General features: G+C 65.3%; 11 protein-coding genes. 7 read left to right on the top strand and 4 right to left on the bottom strand.

Translation table 11 applies throughout. The features are described from left to right. On the bottom strand, positions 1-529 hold a 529-nt coding region (locus J3476_RS20420; protein WP_207068190.1), incomplete at its 3' end, for a hypothetical protein. A gap of 346 nt (positions 530-875) precedes the next feature. On the opposite strand from J3476_RS20420, the gene J3476_RS20415 reads away from it, so the two are divergent. Beyond that, the gene (locus J3476_RS20415; protein WP_207068189.1) at positions 876-1,046 is read left to right on the top strand and encodes a hypothetical protein; all 171 of its coding nucleotides are present in this window, start codon (positions 876-878) and stop codon (positions 1,044-1,046) included. A 634-nt stretch (positions 1,047-1,680) separates the two neighbouring features. Beyond that, complete coding sequence (locus tag J3476_RS20410; protein ID WP_207068188.1) at positions 1,681-2,802, top strand: serine protease; 1,122 nt, start codon at positions 1,681-1,683, stop codon at positions 2,800-2,802. 569 nt (positions 2,803-3,371) lie between these two features. On the opposite strand, the gene J3476_RS20405 is transcribed toward J3476_RS20410, so the two are convergent. Next, entirely contained in the window at positions 3,372-3,611 is a 240-nt protein-coding gene (locus tag J3476_RS20405) for a hypothetical protein (RefSeq protein ID WP_207068187.1), read from the bottom strand. Positions 3,612-3,766: 155 nt separating this feature from the next. Here J3476_RS20405 and J3476_RS20400 point away from each other — a divergent pair, with 155 nt between their 5' ends. Together J3476_RS20400 and J3476_RS20395 are read left to right on the top strand one after the other, a co-directional pair. Then, a complete protein-coding gene (locus J3476_RS20400; RefSeq protein ID WP_207068186.1) occupies positions 3,767-5,320 on the top strand; it encodes an alpha/beta hydrolase in 1,554 nt (517 codons plus the stop codon). An 83-nt stretch (positions 5,321-5,403) separates the two neighbouring features. After that, positions 5,404-5,952 carry an LppA family lipoprotein gene (locus J3476_RS20395; protein ID WP_373889098.1) on the top strand — a complete coding sequence of 183 codons (549 nt, stop codon included), beginning with the start codon at positions 5,404-5,406 and terminating at the stop codon, positions 5,950-5,952. A gap of 47 nt (positions 5,953-5,999) precedes the next feature. On the opposite strand, the gene J3476_RS20390 is transcribed toward J3476_RS20395, so the two are convergent. After that, a complete protein-coding gene (locus tag J3476_RS20390) occupies positions 6,000-6,269 on the bottom strand; it encodes a hypothetical protein (protein ID WP_207068184.1) in 270 nt (89 codons plus the stop codon). A gap of 273 nt (positions 6,270-6,542) precedes the next feature. On the opposite strand from J3476_RS20390, the gene J3476_RS20385 reads away from it, so the two are divergent. Then, positions 6,543-6,965, top strand: a complete 423-nt coding sequence (locus J3476_RS20385; protein WP_207068183.1) for a hypothetical protein — start codon at positions 6,543-6,545, stop codon at positions 6,963-6,965. A 3-nt stretch (positions 6,966-6,968) separates the two neighbouring features. Here J3476_RS20385 and J3476_RS20380 read toward each other — a convergent pair whose 3' ends face one another. Further along, a complete protein-coding gene (locus J3476_RS20380; RefSeq protein ID WP_207068182.1) occupies positions 6,969-7,322 on the bottom strand; it encodes a helix-turn-helix transcriptional regulator in 354 nt (117 codons plus the stop codon). A 75-nt stretch (positions 7,323-7,397) separates the two neighbouring features. On the opposite strand from J3476_RS20380, the gene J3476_RS20375 reads away from it, so the two are divergent. Then, positions 7,398-7,883 (top strand): polyketide cyclase, encoded by a 486-nt coding sequence (locus tag J3476_RS20375; protein WP_207068181.1) that lies wholly within the window; start codon positions 7,398-7,400, stop codon positions 7,881-7,883. Positions 7,884-7,920: 37 nt separating this feature from the next. After that, positions 7,921-8,643 (top strand): Clp protease N-terminal domain-containing protein, encoded by a 723-nt coding sequence (locus J3476_RS20370; RefSeq protein ID WP_207068180.1) that lies wholly within the window; start codon positions 7,921-7,923, stop codon positions 8,641-8,643. Positions 8,644-8,920: the final 277 nt, after the last annotated feature.

Below are 8,920 nucleotides of genomic sequence, written 5' to 3'. Positions count from 1 at the left end.
CACCTCCCTGGACTTGACCCCATTCAGCGTCACCTACCGTATAGTCTCCGCTGAGCGAGCTAGAAGTCGTCTCTAGCGTGAGAATGTTCGGGTTGAGATCGAGTGCGGACATGATTTTCCCGAGGGGCAGTTCACCACCGCGTTCATAAGAGCTGAAACGTACTTTTCGGTTGGTAACCACCAACTGACCCGACGTCGAGCGCGCACCAGCCTGCAAATACCTCCATCGCATCGCAGGAACATTCAGATAACAGATTTCATCTGTCGGGAGATGAAGCCCGACGGACGACGCACGCGGCATTTCCCCTTCACGCACTCGATCGAGGCGGAAAGCGCGATACAGCTTGACGTCAAGGGCATGCGCCAGGCTCGTGTCAGGCTTTAGAAGTTGACATGCACGTCTGAATGTCTCGACCTCGTTGTTTCGTACGACGCCCTGAATGGCCTCGTCAACATACCTACTGAGCATTGAACCGATATAGGGCCCAGCAATCTTGCGGGCTTCCGATTCATCGAGGGAAACCTCCATGCGCCAACGCTCAAGGTCGGACCACTCACGAGGTGAAGGTCCCTTCGCCCTAGCGGTAAGGCCACCGACCGCGGCCTCATACTGGTCGCGTAGGTCAGCGAGCGCGGCGGCGCATTTGGCACAGTATCGCCTCAGACGAGCTTTACCCCCACATCGTTCGCAAGTTCCCGCCACGCGAGCGATCGTATGTTGTCCCGCAGCGAGCGCGCGATTAGCTTCAAGCATCCTTCGGCGGAGCTAGCGCCCCGGCCGTCGAGAAGCGCTTGTCAGGGGCGCACTGCTGCGCACTCCGCCTCAGCTCACCAGGACGCTGGTTACAGAAGCTATCCGCTTTCGATATCAGGTGGTGCGGAACGTAGCCACTCACACCGACACCTACGAGAAGCTGACGCGCCGAGTCGAGGTGCGGTACGACATGGCTCTCCGCGATGTGCAGGCAATCACCGCTGAGCCGTCGACCCAGACCTACCCGCCCACGCTGGAGGGGGCGTTGGCCGCCATACGGGGTCGTGGGTAGCTGTTGAATCCCGGCGCCTGTGGGGCTGTGGTTCGCGTCCATTGATTGAGCCGCGGACTCTAAGCTCTGGGCATGAATTGGGGGGATCTGCCGGGGTGGGTGGCGCTAGCCATCGCCGTGGGCTCCGGGGTGCTGTCGTGGAGGTCGTTGCGATGGGAACGGCAAGGCGCTGAAGCTGGGCTTCGTAGCGCTGAGGCCGCAGAACGCGCCAATCGCCTAACCGAGAGGATGGTTGAGCATCAGATCGCGGAGTCTCAGGCGGCGCCGCCCGACCAACAACTGGGCCCGCCGGGCGTTCCATCCGGCGAGTCCTTTGGGGTGCCGGCTGTGGCCCAGGAACCACCGAAGGTGACATGGCAGATCGAGCATCCGAGCGGCAACCGATACGTCCTACGAAACACCGGTACGGCTGTCGCCGATCACGTCGAAGTCGACGCTACGCAAGCTGGACCAATTGCCCGTAACCTCCCGCAGGACAGCGTTATTCGACCCGGCCAAGGCGTTGACATGATCATTGCCGGCACTTGGGGCCACCCCACGCCCAATCAGCTGTATATCCGTTGGGCCGGTCAACCCGAGTGGGTCGCCGTGCCGATGCCAAGCTAAGACGTTTGGTCGCTGGCGGGAGGATTTCATGGCAAACGACCAGGAGTTGTTCTTCACGGGTGCGCCGATGAGTCTTGAGTGGCGAATGATGGTCGCGCTCTCGGCGACGCAAATCTTCACGGCGGGCAAACCCACGGCATTCGCCGCCGAAATTCTGAAGGGCACGAGGTTCGAAGCCAGCGCACAGAAGCCGCACCGCACGGTCATCGACCTCCTCGGCTACCTGGAAGCTAGAGGCCTCAGCGATATTTGGTCCGAGATCAAGAACGTCACCCATGTCGTTGAGGACATGCAACGGCGAGGCATCTTGTACGACTGGGGCACTGTTCAACCCGACGCCGGCCCAGTGGGGCATGCGTACATGACGTGGAACTACGGTCGCGCACCGATGGGGGGTGACCTCTGGATGGCGCGGCTGTTCGATGCGGAATTGATCGTTCCCAGCCTGGGAGGACTCACCATCCCGATTCCAGGTACCAGTCGCGAAACCGGCGAACCCGACATCGGAAGTGGACTAGTGGTCGACGGCAACCACATTCTCACCAACGCGCACGTGGTGGAGGGCATGGAGCTTGCTCCGGAACTTCCACGCCCCCAGTTGGTGCCGCCTGGTCGTGCGTTCTGGAGCAACCAAACCCCGGTGCAGGTGGTTGGCGTGCACGCGCACCCGACAATCGATGTGGGTGTGATCGAAGTGACCCACACAGCACAACGGCCGAGCCTGAAAGCAGAGGAATTGCCCAAGTTCAAACTGGTTCCGGATGTGCTGGAAACGTTGTCGGACTTAGAATTTCGTGACGCCGAATGGTCCGACGAAACATTCATCTTCGGATTTCCCCCGATCCCCATGGCCGACAGCGAAACCATCCCCCTCGTTGTGCAACGAGGCGAGGTGGTGAATCCGTCTATACGCGACCGGTGGGGCAACCGATTCTTCCTCTTCTCCGCAACAGCCAGACCCGGTAACAGTGGAGGACCGGTTGTATCGCACGACGGATATGTCCTCGGGCTGGTCTCGCAGCTGACAAAGTTCAGGAGCGACGACTTAGAGGCACCATTCTACGGAGGGGTACCCACCAGTCAGATCAAAATCGCCCTAGAGGCAATGGATTACGGTGGGCTCATCAAGCTTGCCGAAGGCGATTGGTGATTGTGCGATTGTGTGCTGCATGAAGCGCCCGGTATACGGGAGTACGCCAGGGAAGCGGCTGGCCTGGCGGTACTTTGCTGCCTATGTCTGAGGGGGACGATTTGCACAACGTCGCCGAGAGCAGGTGGCCTCGGTTTATGGAGCGATGTTCAGTGGCGTGGCCGCTCGGATTAGGGGCCGCCGCCACACTGGCAGGTACAGCATCCGGGCTCGTGGATTCAACCTGGCAGCGGTGGGGCGCTCTGGACCGTCACGGCGCTCAGCGCGGTCGGGGCGCTTCTGCTGTCAACCGCACGCGAGCATCGCCGCGAAAAGATGCAGCAAGCAATCGATCAACGACAGATCCGAGCAGCCGAGGAGAGCCAGAGCGTCATCGATGGACAGCTGAGCCCAGTCCTTCAGTTCCTGGCGGAACTCGTGGCCACTGAAGATGCCGCGTGAGTCAAATGGCCCCGCGCGGCAGGATCGCGCCATCAAGGAAGTGCGTTACAACCCCGCCGGATACTTCGAGAAGCGCGCAAGTTCGACTAGCGCAACGGCGCCAGAAAAGCCCAGCAAGTCACGCTGAGCTACCTCGCCGCGGCTACCCATCCGTGCACCCCGGGCAGCGCGGCGCCGATCAGAGTGTGCGTGGCTTCGAAGGCTACGGGGGTGCCGCCGTACGGGTTGGCGACGTCCATGGTTGCCGCGCCGGCGTCGAACGAGCGCAGCAGCCGTATCCGGTCGGCCGGGGCGCCCAGCCTGCACAACTTGGCGGCGGTGTCACGGTCCAACGCCACGATCAGGTCGGTCAGACTACGAATCGACAAACGACCAGATCGCCCACTTCAATCCCAGTATCGCGCACCAGCATGACCCCCCGTCAGGCACGTCTCGTCGTGGTACCTCGACTCCCCCACAAACGCGGCCATGCGATCCCGACCTGCTGCGTAATACTGAGCGACATGGCGGGGCTGGCTGACACATGAGCGCGATCGACGCGTTCTTCACGGTGTGGGCGCGCGCACGCCGCACGTTCGGCGCCGGCACGCCCGCGGCGGGCACGCAGTTCGACGCCGGCACGAAGCTGCGGCAGATGGGCGTCGAGGTCGAATCGGCGGCGCCGCAGGCAGTCTGGTCTGGAGGAGCCGCGAAAGCCTACGACGCCACGAACACTGCCCACCGCGAGCGGTTCGATCGACTGGCCGAGCTTGATCACCGTCTCGGTCGCAGCGTCGACCGCTCTGCCGAACTCGTCGGCGCGGGCCGCCAGCGACTCGACGCACTCCGGCAATGGGTCAGCGACGCCGCGGCAAGCGTGCCCCCGGGCAGGTTCCAGGAGGCGCAACTCACTCAGATCGCCAGCGCGGGCCTGGGGCGGCTGCAGGAGATCGTGCTCGGCACCCACACCGACCTCGGCGTCGTCGCGCAGGACATCGTCAAGCTCACGACCGAGTACGAGTCGGTGACCTCCGACGAGAAGCTGGCAGGCGGTGACGGGGAGGGCGACGAGAAGCCCGATGAGGCCACCGACGGCACCGACAAGACCGACATGTCCTCAGGAGACATCAACGAGGTCGACCACGCCAACCGCGACATGCTCGAGGAGATGCGACAGGAGTACCAGCAGCTGCCGGACGGCCAGGTCAAGACCGACCGGCTCGCCGACATCGCAGCGATCGACGAGGCACTTCGCACACATGGCTCATACCTGATCTACCTGGAGAAGCCTGGCGACCCTTCGCAGATGATCCCGGCGGCGACGTCTGTGGGCGACCCGTTCACCGCCGACCATGTCTCCACCACGGTGCCCGGGGTCTCGGGCACCACCCGCGGCGCCATCGCCGGCATGACCCGCGAAGCCGCCGAGTTGCGCAACGAGGCGATTGAGGTCGCCAAAACGGCCGACCCCGACAACCCGATCAGCACCAACATCGCGACCGTGGCGTGGGTGGGCTACCAGCCGCCGGCCAACCTGGGCCAGACCTCCGTCCTCGACGACGACCTCGCCCAGGCCGGCGCGCCGAAGCTGACGTCGTTCCTCTCCGACCTCGACGCCGCGTCCCGAAATCCCGGGCAGACGACCGCGCTGTTCGGGCACTCCTACGGCTCGTTGACCTCCGGAATCGCGCTGGGTGACGGAGCGAGCGAGTACGTCGACAACGCGGTCCTCTACGGCTCCCCCGGCTTTCAGGCCGTCACCCCTGCCGATCTCGGGATGACCGACGACAACTTCTTCGTGATGGCCACTTCTGACGACCCGATCAACTACGTCGCCGACGTGGCGCCGCTGCACGGCTGGGGCGCCAGCCCCAACGATGTCATCGACAACGGCGATGGAACGCTGCGGTTTCGCTTCGAGCACCTCGAGACCGATGCCGGAAACACACCGATTCCCGGTTACGAGTCCAAGACCGGGGCGTCCGGGCACTCGGACTACGGCCGCAACGCCGGCGAACGGATGACCGGCTATAACCTGGCAGCGATCCTGCTCGACCGCCCCGACCTCACGGTCAGAGAGACGCCGCTGTCATGGTGACCCGCAACCCCACCCGACCCACATTCGGACTCTGCGCCCGAGCAAGTCTGGTGTGCGTATCCCTCCTGATTGGTGGCTGCTCCGTGAGCGAGAACCCGTACGAATCTCAGACCGTCCACGGTGACGAGGCCGTTGAACTGATCGACAGCATGCGTGCCGACGGTTCCTACGAGGACGCGCGGCGACGCATCAACGACGCCGCTGCCACCATCGCCGAGCGGATCGTCGGCGCCGTCCCGGGACAGACGTGGCAGTTCAGCCCCGACCCGAACGTGCAGCAGGTGAAAAGCGACGGGCTGCCGTGCGACAGACTCACCGGCGACATTGCGCGGCGGCCGCTCTCGGACATGGTGGAGTTCGGTCGGCCGTTCACGTCCGAAGAGTTCGCGACGGCCAGCGACATCGTGCGCAGTGAGGCAGCCGAGTTCGGCGCCGATGGCGAGGATTCGCTGTTCAACGAGCAGTCCAGACGTGACTTCCACGTGCAGGGCGGCGGGTTCGAGTTCGACCTCCGGCAGGGTGGATCGGCCATTCTGACGATCACCGGAGACTGCTTCCTCGTGCAGTCGGTGATCGATTCGCCCCCCGGACAGTTGCCCACCCAGCCGCCGGCCGCGCCGTCGACCCGGTGACCGCGCCGTCGACTCGGTGACCGCGCCGCCGGCGCGGTGACCGGTTCTCAGCCGGTGCGCAGGTCCGGGGCCTGGGGGAACCGGCCGTCGAGCGCGTCGACCATGCCCACGAGCGTGCGCAGTTCGCCCTCCGCCGTGCGAATCGCGCGGCGCAGCACGTTGACCGCCCCCAGGTCCCCCGCATTCTGGGAGGCGGTCAACCGCCTGACCTGCTTGGCCAGGTCCGATTCCATGTCCGTGCGCAGCCCTGTGAGAAAGGCCCGGAAGTAGTCGGCCTGCTGTGAGTCGGCCACCGCGGCGTGTTCATTGCCCAACATCGCAACGAAATTAACGCCTGTCCCGGTGGCACGCCAACCGGTGGGCGCATGTTTTCGAAGCTGCGACCTAAGTGGCTATCAGCTGCGTCTCAGGTTGGCTGCCTAGGTTCACTATCAGACGTCCCCCCAACGACGTCCCCGATATTCTCGGCCCGCCACCGACCCCCCCTGGGTGGCGGGCCGAGATCTGTTTGCTGGCGGGAAAAAGCACATGGGGCCCGCTGGGGCCGCTAGGGTTCGCTGAGTACCGGCACGACGACCAGGGGTCTGGACATGATTCGCGAAATGCTCACCGTGAGCGCACTCGGCGCGGCGGCGGTGTGGGCAGCCACGACGGCTTCGGCGGAGCCGGGCCCCAGTTATCCCGACGACCCGGGTCGCTACGCCAGCGACGTACCGGGCATGGTCTACGACGTCCAGCTGACCGGACCCTGCACCAACATGGAGCGCTTCACGTTCGGGCGCGGCCGCGGCGGACAGCCCCTGCAGTGCCGCTGGGTGCCCAACCAGTGGCCGCCGGTCTACACCGGCTTCTGGCAGGCCACCTACGAGTTGCACGGTGTGCAGGACATCGGCGCGCCGTGCCCGCGGCCACAGGCTGCGGCCCAGGCGCCGGACGGTCGGCCACTGCTGTGCCTGGGTCCGCAGGGCTGGCAACCCGGAATCTTCAACGGGGCCGGCTTCATCCCGATGTGACCGCTACTGGCTGCGCAGGGTCCTGCTCGGCTCGATTCCGAACACGGCCTTGTACGCGCTGCTGAACCGTCCCGGATGGGTGAACCCGCACCGTCCGGCGATCGAGGTGACGGTTTCGCGCGCCGGGTCGGCCGACACCAGCGCCTTGTGTGCCCGTTCGAGCCGAACGCGACGCAGGTACTCCAACGGCGTGGTCTGAAGGTGCTCGCGAAACGCGTACTGGATGGCACGGGGGGTCACGTCGGCAGCGGCGGCGATGTCACGGATCGTGATGTCGTACTCGGCGTTGCCGTCGATGAAGTCGAGCGCCCGGCGCAACATGCGCGGGTACTTCGCCATCGACTTCGCACTGACCATGCCTTCCTAGATTCCCGGGCCCGACGCGCACCGAAACACGCAGTGACCTATTCCACTGCCTGACACCATCAGCACATGACCGATCGAATCGAAGTCCAGCGCACCATCGACGCGGCCCCCGCCGACATCTTCGCCGTGCTGTGCGACCCCCAGGGCCATGTCGCCATCGACGCCACCGGGATGCTTCAGGACGCCGAGGGCGCCCCCGTCCAGGCGGTCGGCGACAGCTTCGTCGTGCACATGGACCGCGAAGCGCTCGGCGACTTCCCGCTCGGCCGATACGACGTATCGGTGCTGATCAGCGAGTACGAGCAGGATTCGGTGATCGCGTGGACGATCCTCGGGCAGATCCGTCCGCAGATCGGCCACGTCTACGGCTACCGGCTCGAGCCCACCGACGACGGCACCCTCGTCACGTCGTTCTACGACTGGACCGACATCGACCAGCACTGGCGTGATGCCGACATCTTCCCGGTCGTGTCGGAAGCGGCACTGAAAGCCACGCTGGGAATCCTGGACCGGACCGTGCGACGCGGCTACCCGCAACCATCGTCAACCTGAGGTTGACCCGACACTCACGTCAACCTAGAGTTGACCCATGGGCCAGCCCGTCACCATCAACCACCCCGTCCGCCTCGACGACCTCATCGACGCGATCACCGCCGTCCACGCCGAACCACTGGAGCAGCTCACCGACGCGATGCTCGCTGCCGAGGCGCTCGGCGACGTCGCCGACCATCTGATCGGCCACTTCGTGGACCAGGCCCGCCGCTCCGGGGCGTCGTGGACCCAGATCGGACAGTGCATGGGCGTCACGAAGCAGGCCGCCCAGAAGCGCTTCGTCCCGAAAACTCCCGCCGACGCCTCGGCCCTGGACCCTGCCGCCGGGTTCAAACGGTTCACCCCCCGCGCCCGCAACGTCGTCGTCGAAGCCCAGAACCGGGCCCATGCCGCGGGCAACCCCGAAATCCAGCCGGCCCACCTCCTCCTCGGCCTTCTCGCCGACCCCACCGGCCTGGCCGCACGCCTGCTCGCGACCCAGGGCGTCGAGCTCGCGTCCCTCGCGGACTCCATCACGCTGCCCCCCGCAGCGGCCGAGCTGCCCGCACTGATCCCGTTCGACACCCGCGCCCGCAAAGCCCTGGAACTGACCTTCCGCCAAGCGCTCCGGTTGGGCCACAACTACGTCGGCACCGAGCACCTCCTGCTCGCGCTGTACGAGGAAGAGGACGACGACGGTGTGCTGCACAGCGTCGGCATCGACTGGGACCGGTTCGAGCGCGACCTGCGCGCCGCGCTGGAAGCGATAACGCCCAGCTGACCCCGGCGACGCCCGACGTCCGAGGACGTCGGTCGCCCACAACGGCCCGGGCTCGCCGGTCGATGTGCGATCATGCCAAGCACGTCTAGGAGGGACACCCACATGCGTCGCTGGCTCGTGTTTCTGATCGCCACCTTGGCGGCCTTCGGCGGCGTTCTGGCACCGCCGGCCGCCGCGGCCAACATTCCGATCGGGCGCCTCGGCGAGCCGTTGCGCGTGCAATTCGAGGGCCTGGTCGCCGATGTCTCGGTCAACAACATCGTGCCCACCCCTCCCC

Source organism: Mycobacterium sp. PO1 (assembly GCF_017312405.1).
In the GTDB taxonomy this organism is placed as follows: Bacteria; Actinomycetota; Actinomycetes; order Mycobacteriales; family Mycobacteriaceae; genus Mycobacterium.
This window is presented reverse-complemented; position numbering and strand designations above follow the sequence as displayed.